Source organism: Lysinibacillus sp. NPDC092081 (genome assembly GCF_044755845.1).
In the GTDB taxonomy this organism is placed as follows: Bacteria; Bacillota; Bacilli; order Bacillales_A; family Planococcaceae; genus Lysinibacillus.
Genome location: NZ_JBIVRU010000001.1, coordinates 631,102 through 651,223, shown reverse-complemented (window position 1 = coordinate 651,223; position 20,122 = coordinate 631,102). Strand labels below are relative to the sequence as shown.

Below are 20,122 nucleotides of genomic sequence, written 5' to 3'. Positions count from 1 at the left end.
TACCTTTGGGGGGTTAATCAAATGAAAAAACGTAAATTTGGCTTAGTATTATCATCAGTTTTAGCTGCAAGTGCAATCTTAGGTGCATGTGGTGCGAAAGACGAAGAAAAACCTGCAAAAGAAAATGAAAATGCATCATCTGGCGAAAGCAACAAAGAAAAAGCATTCTCAGTAGCGATGGTTACTGACGTAGGTGGCGTTGATGATAAATCATTCAACCAATCTGCTTGGGAAGGTGTTCAAGCTTACGGTAAAGAAAATGACCTAAAAAAAGGTGAAGGCTTCGACTACTTACAATCAAAAACAGACGCAGACTATGAAACAAACTTAAACAGCTTAATACGTCGTAACTTCGATTTAGTTTATGGAATCGGTTTCATGATGGCTGACGCAGTTGAAGCTGTTGCTTCAGACAACCCAGAAAAACATTTTGCATTAATCGATGCTGAAGTAAAAGCAGACAACGTTGTTAATGTTCTTTTCAAAGAGCAAGAAGGTGCTTTCTTAGCTGGTGTAGCTGCTGCGAAAATGTCTAAATCAGGTAAAATCGGATTCGTGGGTGGCGTAGATATTCCAGTTATTAACCGCTTCGAGGCTGGATTCGTTGAAGGTGCAAAAGCTGTAAATCCAAAAATCGAAATCAAATCAAAATACACTGGTGCATTCGATAAAGCTGACCTTGGTAAAATTACTGCAAACAGCATGTACTCTTCAGGTGTAGATGTAATCTTCCACGCTGCTGGTGCAACTGGTAACGGTGTATTCTCTGAGGCAAAGGAACGTAAGAAAAAAGACCCTAATGCAAATGTATGGGTAATTGGAGTAGACGCTGACCAATACGCAGAAGGTAAAATAGACGATAAAACAAATGTAACTTTAACTTCTATGTTAAAAGGTGTTAATACAGCAGTTGTAGATATTTCAAATAAAGCGAAAAACGGTGAATTCCCAGGCGGCAAAACGCTTACTTATGGTTTAGCTGAAGACGGAGTGAAACTTGCAGATTCTCGTGGTGCAATCCCAGCAGATGTTCAAGCTGTCATTGACGAATATAAAGAGAAAATTGCTAAAGGTGAAATTAAAGTTCCAGAAAAAGTGAAAAAATAATTCATCTTTTGATCATCATAAGGGACTTTTAGAAGGCCCTTATGATGATTTTTCAATCTATCGTTATATTTTGACTATTTGCAATACTCTATTTGATTCTATTTATTTACCATAGAGGTAGTAATTTTTCTATGAGTTTATCGTAAGAATAGTAATGATGGTAACAAGTTAATAGAAGAAAGGTTTCTAACGATGACCTTTCCTGTATTAATTTATCTTCATTCAGAAGAATATCTACCTCTATTAGTGGGACAAGATATGCATGTATTTTTTGTTAATAGGGTACATGATGCCGCTGAACGAAGATGGAACATTAGGCTGAAGTCATTGCTGTGCTATGTGAAAAACGTTGAACTAACAGTGACTATAGCTAGTATTATTAACAGGACGTATTGTTTATCTGTGCGAAAGCGGAGTGTTAACGAAGCGTCAGCAACACATGTTTTCTGTAGCGAAAACAAAGCGACAGCAACACATATTTTCTGTGGCTAAAGCGAAGTAACAGCCACAAGGTGAAAATGATAAAAGTGCCTATTAAGGGAGTGACGAAATTGGAACACGTGATTGAGATGCTAGGAATCCGAAAAGAATTCGGTAATTTCGTGGCGAATAATAACATCACCCTCCAACTGAAAAAAGGCGAAATCCATGCATTGCTAGGTGAAAATGGTGCAGGTAAATCGACTTTAATGAACGTCCTTTTTGGTTTGTATCAACCAGAGGGTGGCGAAATTCGAGTTCGTGGGAAGGCTGTTAAAATTACAAACCCAAATGTGGCCAATGATTTAGGGATTGGTATGGTCCATCAACACTTTATGTTAGTGGAAAATTTTACAGTGACAGAGAACATTATTTTAGGTTCTGAACCTACAAAAATGGGGATTGTTAACATTAAAGATGCGGCGAAGAAAGTACAAGTACTTTCTGAAAAATATGGTTTAGATGTTGATCCATATGCCAAAATCGAGGATATTACTGTGGGGATGCAACAGCGTGTTGAAATTTTAAAAACACTATACCGTGGTGCAGAAATTTTAATCTTTGACGAACCTACTGCATCTTTAACACCACAGGAGATTACAGAGCTTATTCAAATAATGCGCCGCTTAATTGCAGAAGGTAAATCCATTATTTTAATTACCCATAAACTAAAAGAAATTATGGAAGTCTCTGACCGTGTGACGATTATCCGAAAAGGGGAAGGGATTGGAACAGTTATAACTGCTGACACAAATCCTAACCAATTAGCTGAAATGATGGTTGGTCGTCAAGTCGAATTTAAAACAGAAAAAACAGAAGCAAAACCAACTGATGAAGTACTTACAATCGACAATTTGGTTGTTACAGACTACCGTAATATCGATAAAGTAAAAGGCCTGAACTTAAAAGTACGCAAAGGTGAAATTGTTGGTATTGCAGGTATCGATGGTAACGGACAATCTGAGTTAATCGAAGCCATAACTGGTCTACGAAAAATAAAGAGTGGTACGGTTAAATTAAATGGCAAAGATATTACAAATATGAAACCTCGAAAAATTACTGAGGAAGGCGTTGGGCATATCCCACAAGATCGCCATAAGCATGGTTTAGTATTAGATTTCCCAATCGGTCATAATATCGCACTACAAACATATTATCAGTCTCCAATCGCTAAGGGCTTTGTCATGGACTACAAGAAAGTGTCTGAAAAAGCACGCCAAATCATTGAGGAATATGATGTGCGTACTGGTAATGGTGAAATGACTCCGGCACGTGCCCTTTCAGGTGGTAACCAGCAAAAAGCGATTATCGGTCGTGAAATTGATCGTAATCCAGATTTATTGATTGCTGCTTTACCGACACGTGGCCTTGACGTAGGTGCTATTGAATTTATTCACTCTCGCCTTATCGAGCAACGTGATAAAGGAAAAGCAGTACTGTTAATTTCATTTGAATTAGATGAAGTCATGAATGTTTCTGACCGTATCGCAGTTATTTATGATGGCCAAATTGTTGATGAGTTAAATCCAAAAGAAACAACAGAACAAGAGCTTGGTCTATTAATGGCAGGACAAAGTAGTAAAAATAACATGAATGATGCGAAGGAGGGGAACGACTAATGTCAAATCGTGTCATTAATATACTCGTTCCTATCATCTCTATTATTATCGGTTTAATTGTTGGTGCTATCGTAATGTTAGTCAGCGGCTATGACCCAGTACAAGGTTATAGCGCCCTTTGGACAGGTATTTTTGGAGATTCATATTCTATTGGGAACACAATCCGTCAAATAACACCGTACCTATTGGCGGGTCTTGCGGTAGCATTTGCCTTCCGCACAGGATTATTCAACATCGGTGTTGAAGGTCAGCTAATTTTAGGTTGGCTAGCAGCAGCTTGGGTAGGATATGCATTTGATCTACCTAAAATCATTCACTTACCATTAGCATTGCTTGCGGCAGCTGCTGCAGGTGCATTTTGGGCCTTTATTGCAGGTTTCTTAAAAGCGAAATTTAAAGTTCACGAAGTTATTGCGACAATTATGTTAAACTACACTGCGCTTTATATTGCGAATGCAGTGATTAAAAAATTGTCTGACGGTAGCTTTAAAACAGAACGCGTTCATGAATCAGCATCTTTGCGTTCTCCGTTTTTAAGAGAGCTTACAGACAATTCAAGTCTTCACTATGGGATCATAATTGCACTATTAATGGTAGTAGTGATGTGGTTCATTTTAGAAAAAACAACACGAGGATATGAGCTGAAAGCGGTAGGTTTTAATAAGCATGCTGCAGACTATGCTGGTATGAACGTTAACAAAAACATTATTTTAGCTATGACGATTTCAGGTATGTTCGCTGGTCTTGGTGGTGCAATGGAGGCACTAGGTACTTTCGGAAACGCCTCTATTAAACCAGGCTTTACTGGTATAGGTTTCGATGGTATCGCCGTTGCCTTACTTGGTGCCAACACACCACTAGGGGTTGTATTTGGAGCTTCATTATTCGGCTCACTAAAATACGGAGCGCTAAATATGCCAAATGCTGCGGGCATTCCAGAGGAAATCGTATCTATTATTATTGCGTTAATTATTTTCTTTGTAGCATCAGGCTATATCATACGAGTAGCATTACAAAAATTAAGCAAGAAAAAGGAGGGGCAATAACATGAGCTTTTTAGAAATGTTATATTTCATCATCCCTTCTGCAATTCTTTATGCAACACCTTTAATTTTTACGGCAATCGGTGGCGTATTCTCTGAACGTTCTGGTGTAGTAAACATCGGACTAGAAGGTTTAATGATTGTTGGTGCATTTGTTGGTATTTATGTAAACTTAGAATATGCTTCAACATTTGGTGCAGCAACAGTTTGGGTGGCAATGCTGGCAGCTGTCATTATTGGGGGAATCTTCTCACTTCTCCATGCAGTTGCGTCTATTTCCTTCCGTGCCGATCAAACGGTATCGGGGGTTGCCATCAATTTACTAGGTTTAGCGGTATCTGTATTCTTGGTGAAAATGATTTATGATAAAGGTCAAACGGATATGATTACTCGATCAATAGACCGTTTTGGCATCCCTTATTTACAGGATATACCGTTCCTTGGTCCATTATTATTCCGTGATGTCTATAGTACGTCAATTTTAGCTTTTGCAGTAGCTATTGGGGCATGGTTTATCATTTATAAAACACCTTTTGGATTACGCTTACGCGCTGTCGGTGAACATCCAATGGCTGCAGATACGATGGGCGTAAATGTTAATAGAATGCGCTATATTGCTGTTGTTATCTCTGGGGCATTAGGTGGTCTTGGTGGTGCAGTTTACGCACAATCAATTACACTTAATTTCTCACATGCAACAATTGCTGGTCAAGGCTTTATGGCCATTGCCGCAATGATTTTCGGGAAATGGCATCCAATTGGCGCTTTAGGTGCAGCATTATTCTTTGGAGTAGCGCAAACGTTAAGTATTGCAGGGAGCGGAATTCCTTATGTTCAAGACGTTCCTGCTGTATACTTGCAAATTTTACCTTATGTCTTAACGATTTTTGCATTAGCAGGATTTATCGGTAAAGCAAATGCACCAAAAGCTAGTGGCCAACCTTATATTAAGGGGAAACGCTAAAAAACAGACAATTGTCTACAGTAAAGACTGGGCGAAAATGCTCAGTCTTTTTCCTTGTACATATCTCAAGTGTTTGGGAAAATAATGGTTAGAGGTTAACCTTTACTTGCTAGTATGAATAGATTAATTAATCACCAAATGTAATTTCTCACTTTTCATATACATACTTTGGATTCTTTTTGCAATTATAGACAATAGACATGTATAGTATGTGTAGTACTTTGTTATATTAAGAAAGATAAGGAGGGTTCTATATATGTTTAAAACAATACCTTTTGCAAAAGGTGTCAATTTGCATATCCGACAAACGACCCAATTTAAAACCGTGAATTTTTCAATTAAATGGAGAAGAGCATTAACGGCCACAAATGCGTCTGAACGCACTGTGTTAACAAATGTATTGCAACACAGTAATGAAAAATATAAGACAACAGCTGCATTCCGCGGTTTCTTGGATGACTTGTATGGCACAGTGTTGTATTTTGACACATCTAAACGTGGTAATGAACATACAGTACTGATGAATGTAGAAGCCGTTAATGATCATTATTTGGCAAATACAAGTGTTTTAAATGAGGTACTCGGTTTATTGCACACAGCAATATTTGAACCGAATTTAGAAAACGGTGTATTTAAGGAATCTGTTGTAGAGCGTGAAAAGAAAACGGTCATTCAGCGTATTGAGTCTATTTTTGACGATAAATCTCGTTTTGCGCAGCAACGTCTTCAACAAATTTTACGTCCAAATGAACCAGCCTCTATTTCTGCTAACGGAACTGTCGAGGACATTCAAAAAATAACCCCTACATCATTATTTGAAGCATATCAATCCATGCTTGCTAATGATAAAATCGACATCTATGTCGCAGGTGATATCAATGAAGACGAAATCGTTGCGAACCTAAAAAAGGCGCTACCATTTACTGATCGTACACCTGAAAAAATTCCAGCTGTGCTTCCGCAACAGCATCCACAAAATGATTATGTACGTGAACAACAAGAGATGAAGCAAGGAAAGCTGCATATTGGCTTTAGTACACCAGTACGATTTGGTGACCCTGATTTCACTAAAATGCAAATCTTTAACGGCGTGTTCGGTGGTTATCCTCATGCCAAATTATTTATGAATGTTCGTGAAAAGGAAAGTTTAGCTTACTATGCGTCTAGCTCATATGCGTCACATTATGGCTTAGTCTTTGTTGTGTCTGGGATTGAACCAAAGAATGAAGAAAAAGCGCTCTCACTAATTAAGGAACAACTTACTGTTATGCAAGCAGGCGATATTACAGATTTGGAAATAGAGCAAACAAAGGCAATGCTGACAAATCAGCTAAAAGAAGCATTGGATTCTGCTCGAGGACAAATAGAAATTTTTGACCAATATAAAGATTTACCCGAGGAGTTTTCTGTTGCAGCTTGGGCAAATAAATGGAAAGCCGTGACCAAGGAAGATATTGTTGAAATGGCGAAGCAAGTACAGCTAGAAGCGGTCTATTTCTTATGTGGAAAGGAGCAAGCCGCACAATGAAAACAATTGAATTCAAGCAATTAGATGAAACATTGTATTATGAAAAATTAGAGAATGGCTTAGATGTCTATATTTTACCGAAAAAAGGCTTTTCAAAAACGTTTGTGACGTTTACAACTAAGTACGGTTCTGTTGATCGTACATTTGTGCCGATGGGTGAGACGGATAGCATTACAGTACCAGATGGCATTGCTCACTTTTTAGAGCATAAAATGTTTGAAAAAGAAGATGGCGATGTCTTCCAAAAGTTTAGTGAATTCGGTGCTTCAGCCAATGCCTTTACATCATTTACACGTACGGCGTATTTATTTTCTTCGACGAACAATATTTATAACAGCACAGAAACATTATTAAATTTTGTTCAAGAGCCTTACTTTACAGAAGCAACAGTCAATAAGGAAAAAGGCATTATTGGTCAGGAAATTACGATGTATGACGATCAACCAGATTGGCGGCTCTATTTTGGTACAATCGAAAATATGTATCATAATCACCCAGTAAAAATTGATATCGCCGGTACAATAGAGACGATTGATGGCATTACAGCGGACCATTTATACACGTGCTACAATACATTTTATCATCCGTCCAATATGTTATTGTTTGTCATAGGCGCAGTAGATCCTAATGAAATGATGACGTTTATTCGTGACAATCAAAACAAAAAAGAATTCCCTGAACCAACACCAATTCAACGCTTCTTTGATAAAGAGCCGGCTGAGGTTGCTATCAAAGAACGTGAGTTGCATATGGATGTACAAAAGCCTAAGGTCTATATCGGCTTAAAAGCAAAAGAAACAAATCTTTCTGGTCGTGACATGTTAAAACATGAGCTGTCTGTTCAAATTGCACTTGAACTTATTTTTGGACGTACATCTAAATTTTATGAGAGTGTCTACGAAGATGGCTTAATTGATGAAACGTATGCATTTGATTTCACGTTGGAAAATGGCTTTGGTTTTGCTATGATTGGCTCAGATTCTACAGAACCGGCTGCATTAGAAAAAGCAATTAAGGAAGAATTAGCAAAATATGATGGAGATGCACAATTTGAAAGTGCAGATTTAGAACGAGTGAAACGTAAAAAAATAGGTTTCTTCCTACGTGCACTTAATTCTATTGAATTTATCGCCAACCAATTTACACGTTATTCGTTTAATGATATGAATTTGTTCGATGTGGTGCCTGTACTAGAGGAACTAAAGATTGAAGATTTGAAAAAAGCATTTACTTCAATTCAAGGTGAATCTCAACAAACTGTCTTTAAAATTTTACCTACAGAGAAGGGCATACAGTGAAAAAGTTTGCCCTTGTGTTAGGTGCATCGGGTGGAATTGGCCGTGCTATTTGTCAGAGTCTGGCAGAGGACGGTTGGTCCATCTACATACACTTTTCAAACAATGAAACAGCAGCACAAGCTTTATACCGCTCTCTTTCAGAAAATTTCCCTGCACAGGAATTTATGCTTGTACAGGGAGATTTTTCGAAAGCATCCGGGGCACAATTGCTAGCATCGCAAATTTTTAATGTGCAAGCGATTGTCTTTGCAAATGGTCAAGCGCATTATTCTCTGCTTGAAGATACTGCAGTGGAGGATATGGATGCATTATGGCGTGTTCATGTGCAAAATCCAATGCGTCTGACGGCATTGCTGTCATCAAAGCTTCGCACTCATGATGTCAGCTATGTGCTTTTTATCGGTTCGATTTGGGGAGAGGCTGGATCGGCTGGCGAAGCACTTTACGCCGCCGTGAAGGGCGCCCAACATGCTTTTGTGAAGTCATATGCGAAAGAAGCGGCACTATCACGCATTCGTGTTAATGCCATTGCACCTGGCTTTATTAATACCTCGATGAACAATCATTTATGTGAAGAAGAGCTTGAATATATTTTAGAGGACATTCCGCTAGGTATAGTTGGACAAACAACGGATGTTGCTGAAATGGTACGTTTTTACCTTTCTGGAAAAGCAGATTATGTAACGGGACAAATAATTCGATTAAACGGTGGCTGGTACATATAATGTTCTTTTTCGCACATACTACATGTGTAAAGGAGGAGGAACATATGACCATTTTAGAAAACTGGCAAAAATGGACATCGTTTTTAGGTCAAAATGTTATGCAAGCAGAATCAAGCGGCATGCCAAAGAAAATGATTCAATCGGCTGCTGTACAAATTGGGGAATATTTGGCGACAAATGTCGATCCTAAAAATGAACAAGAACGAGTGCTGTCGGATTTATGGAGCGTTGCCTCTGAAGATGAAAAACATGCATTGGCGAATTGTGTCATTAAACTTGTACAAGATAAGCATGTGCAGTAAAAAAAAGAGGAGAACTATCTCCTCTTTTTTCTGTTTAAAAAGGAATTTTTTGCATTGAAAAGGGAACGTATGTAAGCCTATTTTGTATGTTCAAAAAAAAAATAGTAAGTTTTTAAAAATAACGCCATAATTCCACGTATTCTAACTTTCCATTACATAAAAAATCAGCTATGATGGAACTTATAAAGGATTTTTTACGTTAACTAATAGGAAGGGAACGAATGTGTTTGAGCGATTGGTACTTTGAATATGAAATTCAGGTGAATCGCCCTGGATTATTAGGAGATATTGCTTCACTTTTAGGGATGCTTCGTGTCAATATTATTTCAATAAGCGGTGTCGATGAGGATCGACGTGGTATGTTAGTGCATACAGACAACGATGAGACAATTGAGCGTTTTCGTACAATTGTTTCGACAATGGAACATATTAACGTGACCAAATTTCGACAACCTAAACTCCGTGATCGTTTAGCTATTAGGCACGGTCATTATATTCCTCGAGATGCAGATGAAAAAAACACCTTTCGCTTCGTACGAGATGAACTTGGTATTTTAGTTGACTTTATGGCTGAACTCTTTAAAAAAGAAGGTCATAAGCTCATCGGGATACGTGGAATGCCTCGTGTTGGAAAAACAGAATCGATCGTGGCGGCTAGTGTATGTGCCAATAAAAAATGGATTTTTTTATCATCTACAATGATTAAGCAGACTGTTCGCAATAAGCTCGCTGGTGATGAATTCAGTGACAATAATATTTTTATATTAGATGGCATTGTGACACGTCGTTCATCGGATGAGCGGCATTTGCAACTAGTGCGTGAAATGATGAGTATGCCTTCCATTAAGGTCGTCGAGCATCCAGACATGTTTGTTCAGCATTCAGAATATAAGATAGAGGATTTTGATTATATTATTGAATTACGTCATCACCCTGATGAAGAAATTACGTATGAAGTAATGGAAAAAAATCATATGATGTCCGAATCCAATTCATTTGGAGGATTTAATTTTTAATTTGATGTTAAAGTAGGTGTTATTAGTGGCAGAATTAGGGACTCGACTGAAAGAGGCGAGACTGTCTAAAGGCTACAGTTTAGACGATTTACAAGAAATAACGAAAATTCAAAAGCGTTATTTAATAGGTATTGAAGAGGGCAATTATTCGATTATGCCTGGTTCGTTTTATGTACGAGCTTTTATTAAACAATATGCTGACGCTGTCGGTTTGAACGCAGAGGAACTTTTAGAAACGTATAAAAGCGAACTACCAGGTACTCCAAACAATCAAGTAAGTCAATCGATGACGACTAGCCCAAGTAGAAGAAAAGTATCAAAGGGCCCTTCTAATAAAATGATGGAGGCAATGCCCAAAATAATCGTTGGTTTATTTATCATTGTCATTATTGTGGTAATCTGGGTGCTTATGCAGTCTAGAAATAGTGCAGGACCAAATGCTACAGACGATTCAGTTCCATCAGAAATAGAATATGATACAAAAGTAAAACCAATAGATACAGAAAAAGATAAAGAAAAAGAGCATAAAAAAGCTCAAACAAATGACAAACAAGAGTCAACAGATTCAAAAGATTCAACAAAGGAAACACCTGACGAAAAGCAAACTGAAGAGGTTAAGCAATCGATTTCAGCGGGGACTATTGAAGCGGATGGTGCTACAACTTCATATACGTTAAAAGATGCTAATACATTAAAAATACGTATTGAAGTATCTGGTCCTACATTTATCGGTATTCGAAACCAACAGCAACAAGAATTACTAACAGATACTCGTGTATATAATGCTGGAGAAGTAGTAGAATTCGACGCAACATCTCAAAATTACGCTCGTATCCGCTTAGGTAATTCAACGCAAGCTAAAGTATACATTAATGACGAGCCTTTAACGTATACACAGCAAATTGTAACGCAAAACATCGTCATCAATTTCAATAAAGAATAGTAGTCATCTAGTGATGACTACTTTCTTTCATCATGAAAGGTGTTAGAAAAATGAACATTCCAAATAAAATTACCATCTCTCGAATTTTACTTATTCCGTTCTTTGTCATTGTTATGATGTTTGATTTTGGCTGGGGAACAATGTCACTATTCGGTGCGGAGATGCCTGTTCATCATTTTGTAGGTGCACTCATTTTTATTATTGCTTCAACGACTGATTGGGTGGATGGTTTTTATGCACGTAAATATAATCTTGTGACAACATTTGGGAAATTCTTAGACCCTCTTGCTGACAAATTGCTAGTTTCAGCAGCTTTTATTTTAATGGTAGAGCTTAAAATGGCGCCTGCATGGATAATTATTATTATTATTAGCCGTGAGTTTGCAGTAACTGGCCTTCGTTTGATATTGGCAGGTGAAGGAGAAGTTGTTGCAGCGAACCAGCTTGGTAAAATTAAAACGTGGGCTCAAATTATGGCCATCGGAGCAGCGCTTTTACACAATACAATCTTTACACTTATTGGTATTCCATTTGATACAATCATGCTATATATCGCATTGTTCTTTACACTGTGGTCTGGATGGGATTATTTCTATCTAAATCGACGTGTCTTACTTGAGTCTAAATAAGAGAGGTCTTGAGGATCATGAATGCTGAAATTCTTGCAGTTGGCTCAGAGTTATTGCTTGGTCAGATTTCGAACACAAATGCGAGATTTATTTCTAGTCAGTTGTCCGAGTTAGGGATAAATGTGTATTATCACACTGTTGTTGGAGATAATGCAAAACGTTTAGAAGAGGCTATTTCCATTGCAGAGACTCGTGCTGATTTAATCATTTTCTCTGGTGGGCTTGGTCCTACAAAGGATGATTTAACAAAGGAAACAATTGCTCGCCATCTTGACGTACCTCTCGAATTTGATGATAGCGCACTGGCAAACATTGAACAATTTTTTGCAAAACGAGGACGTCCAATGACGGATAATAATCGTAAGCAGGCTTTAATATTAGCAGGTAGTGAGGTGCTTGTAAACCATCACGGTATGGCGCCTGGCATGATATTAACAAAGGGTGGGCGAACGTATATGTTGCTTCCAGGGCCACCTAAAGAGCTTGAGCCAATGTTCCAGTTTGAAGCAAAGCCAAAGCTCGGTGCGATGTTAAATGCTGGAGGGGTAATTACATCGCATGTTATGCGTTTTTATGGAATTGGAGAGGCGGAACTTGAAGTACGTGTCCAAGATATTTTAGATTCGCAAACAAACCCAACTGTTGCTCCACTTGCTTCTGACGGTGAGGTTACATTACGTGTAACTGCCAAAGCAGAAACGGAGCTAGAAGCGCAGCAGCTTATTGCCTCGAAGGTAGCAGAGATTCAAGCGCTTGTTGGGGACTATCAATACGGTAGAGATGATGATTCACTTGCCTCTAAAACAGTAGAGATGTTACTAGATAATAAGTTAACAATTTCTGCAGCAGAAAGTTTAACAGCGGGATTATTTCAGTCAGAGCTTGCTGAAATACCAGGTGTAGGGGATGCCCTTGTTGGTGGCGTTGTTACGTATACAGAAGAGGCTAAGATTAAGCAGCTTGGTATTGCGAAAGAATTATTAAATACACATGGGATTGTAAGCAGTGAATGTGCAGCGGCTATGGCTAGTGCTGTACGTAAAAAGTTTGATACGGATATTGGTATTGGATTAACAGGCGCGGCAGGTCCTACAGCCCATGATCATCAACCAGTAGGGACGGTTTGGATTGGTATTGCCATTGGCGATGAAAAACCGATAACGTATTTACTTCATTTATCGGGTATGCGTAATACAAATCGTCTTCGCGCGGCGAAATTTACTTGTCATTATTTAATGCAGCTTTTGGAAGAAAGAGGCTTTGAAAAACGTTATTAAATATATTTGAAAATAGAAATTTGGGTAATGGAAAGTTACCCAAATTTTTATTTTGAAGAAAAACGAATAAATGTTCGCTTTTTTCTTGCGTCTTCTCTTAAAAACAAGTATAGTAGAGATATAGAAAAAACAGTGAACAGTTTTCGAAGGAGGAAAATGAATGAGTGATCGTAAAGCTGCCTTAGAACAGGCGTTAAAACAAATTGAAAAGAATTTTGGCAAAGGTTCTATCATGAAACTTGGCGAAAAGACCGATTTAGAAATCGCTACATCTTCAAGTGGTTCGTTAGCACTTGATGCTGCATTAGGTGTTGGTGGATATCCACGTGGACGTATTATTGAAGTATACGGCCCTGAATCATCAGGTAAAACAACGGTTGCTCTTCATGCCATTGCAGAGGTTCAGGCAAATGGCGGACAAGCAGCGTTTATCGATGCTGAGCATGCGTTAGATCCAATCTATGCACAAAAATTGGGCGTCGATATTGATGAGCTTTTATTATCTCAACCAGATACAGGAGAACAGGCGCTTGAAATCGCAGAAGCATTAGTACGTAGTGGTGCTATCGATATCATCGTTATTGACTCAGTAGCAGCATTAGTTCCGAAAGCGGAAATCGAAGGAGATATGGGTGATTCGCATGTTGGTTTACAAGCGCGTTTAATGTCTCAGGCCTTACGTAAGCTTTCAGGTGCTATCAATAAATCAAAAACAATTGCTATTTTCATTAACCAAATACGTGAAAAAATTGGTGTTATGTTCGGAAACCCAGAAACAACACCTGGTGGACGTGCACTTAAATTCTATAGCTCCGTTCGCTTAGAAGTACGTCGTGCAGAAGCTATTAAACAAGGCAATGACATTATGGGTAACCGTACAAAAATTAAAATTGTGAAAAACAAAGTAGCACCACCATTCCGTACAGCTGAAGTTGATATTATGTACGGTGAAGGAATTTCAAAAGAGGGCGAAACAGTCGATTTAGGTGTTGAACTAGACATCGTTCAAAAAAGTGGCTCTTGGTATGCTTACGGTGATGAGCGCCTAGGTCAAGGTCGTGAAAATGCTAAACAGTATTTAAAAGAAAATCCAGCAGTACTTGACGACATCGCAAATAAAATCCGTGCTTCTTACGGTATTGCATCTTCATCTTACACAATTGCTGCGCATGATGAAGAGGAAGATATGGATGAGGAATTAAAGCTTCTTCTTGAAGATAAATAATATAAATGCATTGTTCCCACTCTTTATAGTGAGAGCAATGCATTTTTTTATTTACACATACTAGGGAATGTGGTTTTATAATATTTATTAGGGTATCCATATATTTAGTAGCGAAGGCAAATGTCCCGATCATTTCACCAAAAGTAACTAGTTCGTAAAAATACTTCCTAAGTACTGCTTCTACGTATAAATTTAATAAGTTACAATAAGCGTTAGTGTAAAAGCATTAGGTAATTAATTCTCTTAATGGATATGACTGACTTTTTTTCGTAGAAGGGCGAACATGTGCCCGACTATCCTTGACAGAGCTTGAGGCTAGCTATACAATTAAATATGTATAATTTCTGAATTATGACTTTAAATAGGCAGTACATTCTGTCTTCATTTAGTAGAGGCTTTTAAGAACTATTAAATAAAGATTGGGCCCTGGCGGATGTCATGGATTTTGAAAGAACTGAATATAAGAATGTTGGCCTAAAATCTTCGTATCCTGCGAAAATGGCTAACAAATCTGCATCGGTAAAAACGCACGTCCTGTGACTTTACCGAATGACCGACATCGTATCGGCCCTCGTGCAGACCTGAACACAATTCAAAATCCGGGACGCAGTTATTACGCCAAGGCGAAATTGATGTATGCGCCGACTGAAACTGTAATACCCAAATAGCAAGAGGAGGTGTTCATATGGATGGAATTACTATCATCTCCGCTTTGCTTGGACTCATCGTTGGTGCCGCTGTTAGCTATATCTACATGAAAAAAGTGAATGACTCAAAAATCACTGGTGCTAAACATGTCGCTGAAACAATCGTTGAAGAAGGAAAACGAGAAGCGGAGGCATTGAAGAAAGAAGCACTACTTGAAGCCAAAGATGAAACTCACAAATTTCGTACTGAAGCAGAAAATGACATTCGTGAACGTCGTTCAGAACTTCAGAAACAAGAGAACCGTTTATTGCAAAGAGAAGAGAATCTTGATCGCAAAGATGATGCTCTAAATAAGAGAGAAGCAGGCTTAGAGCGTAAAGAACAAGCTCTTAGCGAAAAACAACAGCATATTGAACAGATGGAAAGCAAAGTGGATGAGCTCGTTGCCATGCAAAAAGCGGAGCTAGAACGAATTTCTGCCTTAACTAGAGATGAAGCAAAAGCTATTATCTTAGGAGAAGTAGAAAAAGAGCTAGCAACTGATATTGCTGTGATGACGAAGGAAGCTGAAACACGTGCGAAAGAAGAATCAGATAAAAAAGCACGTGAAATTTTATCACTGGCACTACAGCGTTTTGCAGCAGATCATGTTGCTGAAACAACAGTATCTGTCGTGAACTTGCCAAATGATGAAATGAAAGGTCGTATTATTGGTCGTGAAGGTCGTAACATCCGAACTTTGGAAACGTTAACAGGTATAGATTTAATTATTGATGATACTCCAGAGGCGGTTATTTTATCAGGCTTTGATCCAATTCGTCGTGAAACGGCTCGACTTGCACTTGAAAAACTTGTACAGGATGGTCGCATTCACCCTGCTCGAATTGAGGAAATGGTGGAAAAATCTCGTCGTGAGGTGGATGAACAAATCCGCGAAACCGGTGAGCAAACAACATTTGAAATTGGCATTCATAACTTACATCCAGATTTAATGAAGATATTAGGCCGCATGAAATATCGTACAAGCTATGGACAAAACGTCCTAAAACATTCAGTTGAGGTCGCATATTTAGCAGGCTTACTCGCTGCTGAACTTGGTGAAGATGTAGCATTAGCTCGCCGTGCAGGCTTATTACATGATATTGGTAAGGCTATCGACCATGAAGTTGAAGGTAGCCACGTCGAAATCGGTGTGGAATTAGCAACAAAATACAAAGAACATCCGGTCGTTATCAACAGTATCGCTTCTCACCATGGCGATACAGAAGCAACATCTGTTATTGCCGTATTAGTAGCAGCAGCTGATGCATTATCAGCAGCTCGTCCAGGTGCTCGAAGTGAGACGCTTGAAAACTATATCCGTAGACTTGAAAAGTTAGAGGAAATTTCCGAAAGTTATGATGGTGTAGAAAAATCCTTTGCGATTCAAGCTGGTCGTGAAATTCGTATTATAGTACAACCTGAAAAAATTGATGATCTAGCTTCTCATCGCCTAGCGCGTGATATACGTAAGCGTATTGAAGAAGAACTTGATTATCCAGGTCATATTAAAGTAACGGTTATTCGTGAAACACGTGCAGTGGAATACGCGAAATAAAATCATTAAAAGATTTTATTTCATAAGAAAGAATAGAATTTTCGAGTCGATATGCTAGGTGGATATTTGCGCCAATAATCACAGGAAAACCTTGTCGCGAATTGCGGGCTCGAAATGTTTTTCTTATTAATGAGGACACTGAAAACTTTAGCAATTATAAAAATAAGTTAATTTCGCGAAAAAATAGGCAACTTCTTGTTCGGTTTCGAACAAAGAGTTGCCTATTTCTATTTGCTCTTTAGTTAGCCAATAACCACTTCCTTAATAGTACTCATAATATTTATAGATTGAGCATAATAAAAGCAATGGACCTTTTCTAAATAAATATTAGAGAGGAGGATATTGATGGTTGATATGCATAGTCATATCTTATGGAATGTAGATGATGGACCAAAAACGATGGCAGATACTATGCGATTGTTTGAACAAGCGGTTAAAGAAGGAATTAAAGAAATAATAGCCACTCCCCATTGCCATCACCCACAATATCATGCAAATTATAGCGCAGTGAAAAATCAAATTCACTTATTACAATCTGAACTCATAAAAAAAAGTATTCCTCTAACACTTTTTAGCGGACATGAAGTACGATTATCAGAAAAAATCATTCCACTCTATAAAACAAATCAAATCCACACATTAGCATGCTCTAATTATATGTTATTAGAATTACCGTCCTATACTGTACCGACTTATACAATAAAAATTATTCGTGCATTACTGTCTGAAGGAATTATCCCAATTATTGCGCATCCAGAACGAAATAAAGCCATTGTTGAAAGGCCTGTATACTTAGAACGATTAATTTGCGAAGGAGCAAAAGCACAAATAACTGCTGGAAGCTTAGCTGGTTATTTTGGTCGCACAATACAAAAGTTCTCACTTGAGCTAGTAAGGGCTAATTTAGTTCATACGTATGGATCGGATGTTCACAATCTATCATCTCGACCATTTTTTTTTGATGCAGGGCTCTGTTATTTAGAAAAGAAAAAAGAGTTAGATACCGTCGATATATTACTCGAAAATAATGCAAGAATAATTGAAAATCAGCCTTTTATTATACAAGAACCTTGTAAAATCGAAGTGGGGAAATGGTGGAAGATTTTTTAGGATTAAGAGAAAAGAAGTGTAAATATGTAAGTGAAAAATGCGGAAAGCTTTAATGTCATTATTGAAATCGTTGACGGTAAATAAAGCAATGAATACATTAGGTTAAAACTTAATTTGAAATGTGACTGACTAAAATATTCCTCGTTATTATAAAAGTGCTGAATTTTACCTAAAACCAGGTGTAAAAGTTAGCACTTTTATATTTTTCACCAATTAGTCAATTTGTTTACTTTCTCTTTTGAATAACAATTGAAAATTCTTCACCAAGTATAAAGAGAAATTCACCTTCATATAAGTAGTAAATAGCAAAATGTTTGTACAAACGAAGCTTATCGCAATGCAGTCATTCGTCATGTTCTCTATTCAAATGGTTATCAAATTGAAATGCTGACATCATTTGAACCAGCTCTTGCAAATTTCTACGATTGGTGAAAACGGTTGTTCGGTGGAAGTGAAGGAAAAAACAAAAAGGGCTTACATCCGACAACCGTAAACTTCTCTACTGATTTACATGCCATTAGACAATTCATTCAAGAAGGAAGCCCAATCATCTTTGAAACATTACTTTATTTTCATGATATTACGGACGATTGTCGTGTCCCAAATGAAGAAAAAAATGAGGACCAGCTTCATTACTTAAGCTCACGCACATTCAACGTAATGTGATCTCTAAGCAAGGACCAGCCCTTGCCCATGCAGAGAGAGGCGTGCCTATCATCCAGTTCGAATTGGCACGGCTCGATGGTTACCATCTCGGCTATCTCATTTATTCTATATGAAAGTTTGCGCAATGAGTGCTTATCTATTAAATGTAAATCCATTTGATCAACCAGGTGTCGAGGCGTATAAGAAAAAAATGCTTGAATTATTGAATGAACAGAAGGTGTCATATTGAGTATAGTAGAAGATCATTACAGGCAATGGATAAAGGAAACTGTTCCTTCCTATTTAAAAGAAGAATTACTAGCCGTTGTAAATGATGCATCACAAATTGAAGATCGATTTTATCAATATCTACAATTTGGCACAGCGGGTATGCGTGGTGTGTTAGGTGCAGGTACAAATCGTATGAATATTTACACTATTCGTAGAGCTGCATACGGATTAGCGCAGTATATCACAGAAAACGGGGAAGTAGCTAAACAGCGGGGTGTTGTCATTGCCTATGATACACGGCATTTCTCAAAGGATTTCGCTATTGAAACAGCTCAAGTGCTGGGAGCATTAGGAGTGAAAGTATTTGTATTTCGCGAAGCGCGACCAACACCTGAATTATCTTTTGCAGTAAGGTATTTAAACGCTTTTGCAGGCGTGGTCATTACCGCTAGTCACAATCCAAAACAATATAATGGTTTTAAAGTTTATGGGGAGGACGGGGCACAACTGACACCGTCTGCTATTCAAACCATCGTTGAAAAATTCGATGATGTCCAAAATGTTTTTGACATTCCAACAACATCATGGCACACATTAGAGCAGCATCGAACTGTAGAATGGATTTTACTTAATATTGACCAAGCCTATCAAGAAAAATTACACGGTTTAAAACAACGCACAAATATTGACTTCACTATCCCAATTGTTTACTCACCTCTACATGGTGTAGGGCTAGTACCGGTACAACAAGGTTTACAAGCATTTGGTTTTACAAACGTCCATATTGTAGAACAACAAGCTGTGCAAGATGGCGATTTTCCAACGGTACCATATCCAAACCCAGAGGAAGCGGCAGCCTTTACGTATGCCATACAAAAAGGGAAAGAAACAGGTGCGCAAATACTATTAGCAACCGATCCTGACGCAGATCGATTAGGTGTGGCAGTAAAAACAGAGCGTAGCTATCAATTATTAACAGGTAACCAGTTAGGTGCACTCATCTTACAGTATTTACTTGAGGCGAAAAAAGAAAAAAATGAGCTACCTGAAAATGGAGTTTTGCTCAAAACAATTGTTACTTCTGAACTAGGTGCTGTAATTGCTAAGCAATATGGAATTGAAACTGTGAATACCCTAACAGGCTTTAAATACATTGCAGAAAAGATTGCTGAGTACGACCAAACACAAGCAAAAACATTTTTATTCGGTTATGAAGAAAGTTATGGCTATTTAGTCCAAAGCTTTGTACGTGATAAAGATGCCGTCCAAGTTGCATTGGTAGTAGCAGAAATGGCGGCTTACTACGCAACAAAACAACAAACTTTATTAGATGTTCTAGACAGTTTATTTAATAAATATGGCTATTATCAAGAAGCATTACAGTCACAAACATTTGAAGGCATTACAGGTCAGAAGGAAATGCAAGCTTTACTACAATACTTTAGAGAAAATAGAATCATTGACATTGCAGGTCAAAAAGTAATGGTAATAGAAGATTACTTAACGCAACAAGCCATTTATCTAGATGGTTCCATTACAAAACTTAATTTACCAAAAGAAAATGTCTTGAAGTTCATATTAGAAGATCAATCATGGATAGCGATTCGCCCTTCAGGAACAGAGCCAAAATGTAAGTTTTACTTTGGTACAGTAGCTAGAACGAGGGAGCAAGCACAACGTAAGCTAAAACAATTACAGGTAGGCTTTATGACAAACAAGTAATTGAAGTACAGAG

At 38.0% G+C, this 20,122-nt stretch carries 17 protein-coding genes; all 17 read left to right on the top strand.

Features of this window, described 5'->3' with window-relative positions:
• The first annotated feature begins 21 nt into the window (after positions 1 to 21).
• Entirely contained in the window at positions 22 to 1,107 is a 1,086-nt protein-coding gene (locus tag ACIQLB_RS03365) for a BMP family lipoprotein (RefSeq protein WP_400720874.1), read from the top strand.
• Positions 1,108 to 1,658: 551 nt separating this feature from the next.
• Positions 1,659 to 3,206 carry an ABC transporter ATP-binding protein gene (locus ACIQLB_RS03360; RefSeq protein WP_400720871.1) on the top strand — a complete coding sequence of 516 codons (1,548 nt, stop codon included), beginning with the start codon at positions 1,659 to 1,661 and terminating at the stop codon, positions 3,204 to 3,206.
• Positions 3,206 to 4,252 carry an ABC transporter permease gene (locus ACIQLB_RS03355; RefSeq protein WP_400720868.1) on the top strand — a complete coding sequence of 349 codons (1,047 nt, stop codon included), beginning with the start codon at positions 3,206 to 3,208 and terminating at the stop codon, positions 4,250 to 4,252. The genes ACIQLB_RS03360 and ACIQLB_RS03355 overlap by 1 nt, the downstream gene beginning before the upstream one ends.
• A gap of 1 nt (position 4,253) precedes the next feature.
• Positions 4,254 to 5,213 carry an ABC transporter permease gene (locus ACIQLB_RS03350; protein ID WP_400720866.1) on the top strand — a complete coding sequence of 320 codons (960 nt, stop codon included), beginning with the start codon at positions 4,254 to 4,256 and terminating at the stop codon, positions 5,211 to 5,213.
• A gap of 256 nt (positions 5,214 to 5,469) precedes the next feature.
• The gene (gene yfmF / locus ACIQLB_RS03345) at positions 5,470 to 6,741 is read left to right on the top strand and encodes an EF-P 5-aminopentanol modification-associated protein YfmF (RefSeq protein ID WP_400720863.1); all 1,272 of its coding nucleotides are present in this window, start codon (positions 5,470 to 5,472) and stop codon (positions 6,739 to 6,741) included.
• Entirely contained in the window at positions 6,738 to 8,039 is a 1,302-nt protein-coding gene (gene yfmH, locus ACIQLB_RS03340) for an EF-P 5-aminopentanol modification-associated protein YfmH (RefSeq protein ID WP_400720860.1), read from the top strand. Before yfmF ends, yfmH begins: the two co-directional genes overlap by 4 nt.
• On the top strand, positions 8,036 to 8,764 hold the full coding sequence (gene ymfI / locus ACIQLB_RS03335) for an elongation factor P 5-aminopentanone reductase (RefSeq protein ID WP_400720857.1): 729 nt from the start codon (positions 8,036 to 8,038) through the stop codon (positions 8,762 to 8,764). Before yfmH ends, ymfI begins: the two co-directional genes overlap by 4 nt.
• Before the next feature lie 44 nt (positions 8,765 to 8,808).
• On the top strand, positions 8,809 to 9,066 hold the full coding sequence (locus ACIQLB_RS03330; RefSeq protein WP_370042801.1) for a DUF3243 domain-containing protein: 258 nt from the start codon (positions 8,809 to 8,811) through the stop codon (positions 9,064 to 9,066).
• 227 nt (positions 9,067 to 9,293) lie between these two features.
• Positions 9,294 to 10,082 (top strand): DUF3388 domain-containing protein, encoded by a 789-nt coding sequence (locus ACIQLB_RS03325; RefSeq protein ID WP_370042922.1) that lies wholly within the window; start codon positions 9,294 to 9,296, stop codon positions 10,080 to 10,082.
• A 16-nt stretch (positions 10,083 to 10,098) separates the two neighbouring features.
• Positions 10,099 to 11,025: a helix-turn-helix domain-containing protein gene (locus ACIQLB_RS03320; protein WP_400720854.1), complete on the top strand. Its 927-nt coding sequence runs from the start codon at positions 10,099 to 10,101 to the stop codon at positions 11,023 to 11,025.
• 50 nt (positions 11,026 to 11,075) lie between these two features.
• On the top strand, positions 11,076 to 11,654 hold the full coding sequence (gene pgsA / locus ACIQLB_RS03315) for a CDP-diacylglycerol--glycerol-3-phosphate 3-phosphatidyltransferase (protein ID WP_400720851.1): 579 nt from the start codon (positions 11,076 to 11,078) through the stop codon (positions 11,652 to 11,654).
• A 17-nt stretch (positions 11,655 to 11,671) separates the two neighbouring features.
• On the top strand, positions 11,672 to 12,931 hold the full coding sequence (locus ACIQLB_RS03310) for a competence/damage-inducible protein A (protein WP_400720848.1): 1,260 nt from the start codon (positions 11,672 to 11,674) through the stop codon (positions 12,929 to 12,931).
• A gap of 160 nt (positions 12,932 to 13,091) precedes the next feature.
• Entirely contained in the window at positions 13,092 to 14,156 is a 1,065-nt protein-coding gene (recA, locus tag ACIQLB_RS03305) for a recombinase RecA (protein ID WP_386846775.1), read from the top strand.
• 685 nt (positions 14,157 to 14,841) lie between these two features.
• A complete protein-coding gene (rny, locus tag ACIQLB_RS03300) occupies positions 14,842 to 16,401 on the top strand; it encodes a ribonuclease Y (protein WP_400720844.1) in 1,560 nt (519 codons plus the stop codon).
• 345 nt (positions 16,402 to 16,746) lie between these two features.
• Entirely contained in the window at positions 16,747 to 17,511 is a 765-nt protein-coding gene (locus ACIQLB_RS03295) for a tyrosine-protein phosphatase (RefSeq protein WP_400720841.1), read from the top strand.
• Positions 17,512 to 17,949: 438 nt separating this feature from the next.
• Positions 17,950 to 18,177, top strand: a complete 228-nt coding sequence (locus tag ACIQLB_RS03290; RefSeq protein ID WP_400720837.1) for a hypothetical protein — start codon at positions 17,950 to 17,952, stop codon at positions 18,175 to 18,177.
• A 225-nt stretch (positions 18,178 to 18,402) separates the two neighbouring features.
• Positions 18,403 to 20,109, top strand: coding sequence for a phospho-sugar mutase (locus tag ACIQLB_RS03285; RefSeq protein WP_400720834.1), 1,707 nt, complete (start codon positions 18,403 to 18,405; stop codon positions 20,107 to 20,109).
• Positions 20,110 to 20,122: the final 13 nt, after the last annotated feature.

What these genes read in the sequence shown, in the direction of transcription:
- ACIQLB_RS03295 (WP_400720841.1), top strand. Translation starts at nt 16,747, where the DNA reads ATGGTTGATATGCATAGTCATATCTTATGGAATGTAGATGATGGACCA.
- ACIQLB_RS03350 (WP_400720866.1), top strand. Translation starts at nt 4,254, where the DNA reads ATGAGCTTTTTAGAAATGTTATATTTCATCATCCCTTCTGCAATTCTT.
- ACIQLB_RS03365 (WP_400720874.1), top strand. Translation starts at nt 22, where the DNA reads ATGAAAAAACGTAAATTTGGCTTAGTATTATCATCAGTTTTAGCTGCA.
- ACIQLB_RS03355 (WP_400720868.1), top strand. Translation starts at nt 3,206, where the DNA reads ATGTCAAATCGTGTCATTAATATACTCGTTCCTATCATCTCTATTATT.
- rny (WP_400720844.1), top strand. Translation starts at nt 14,842, where the DNA reads ATGGATGGAATTACTATCATCTCCGCTTTGCTTGGACTCATCGTTGGT.
- ACIQLB_RS03330 (WP_370042801.1), top strand. Translation starts at nt 8,809, where the DNA reads ATGACCATTTTAGAAAACTGGCAAAAATGGACATCGTTTTTAGGTCAA.
- ACIQLB_RS03310 (WP_400720848.1), top strand. Translation starts at nt 11,672, where the DNA reads ATGAATGCTGAAATTCTTGCAGTTGGCTCAGAGTTATTGCTTGGTCAG.
- yfmF (WP_400720863.1), top strand. Translation starts at nt 5,470, where the DNA reads ATGTTTAAAACAATACCTTTTGCAAAAGGTGTCAATTTGCATATCCGA.
- recA (WP_386846775.1), top strand. Translation starts at nt 13,092, where the DNA reads ATGAGTGATCGTAAAGCTGCCTTAGAACAGGCGTTAAAACAAATTGAA.
- pgsA (WP_400720851.1), top strand. Translation starts at nt 11,076, where the DNA reads ATGAACATTCCAAATAAAATTACCATCTCTCGAATTTTACTTATTCCG.
- yfmH (WP_400720860.1), top strand. Translation starts at nt 6,738, where the DNA reads ATGAAAACAATTGAATTCAAGCAATTAGATGAAACATTGTATTATGAA.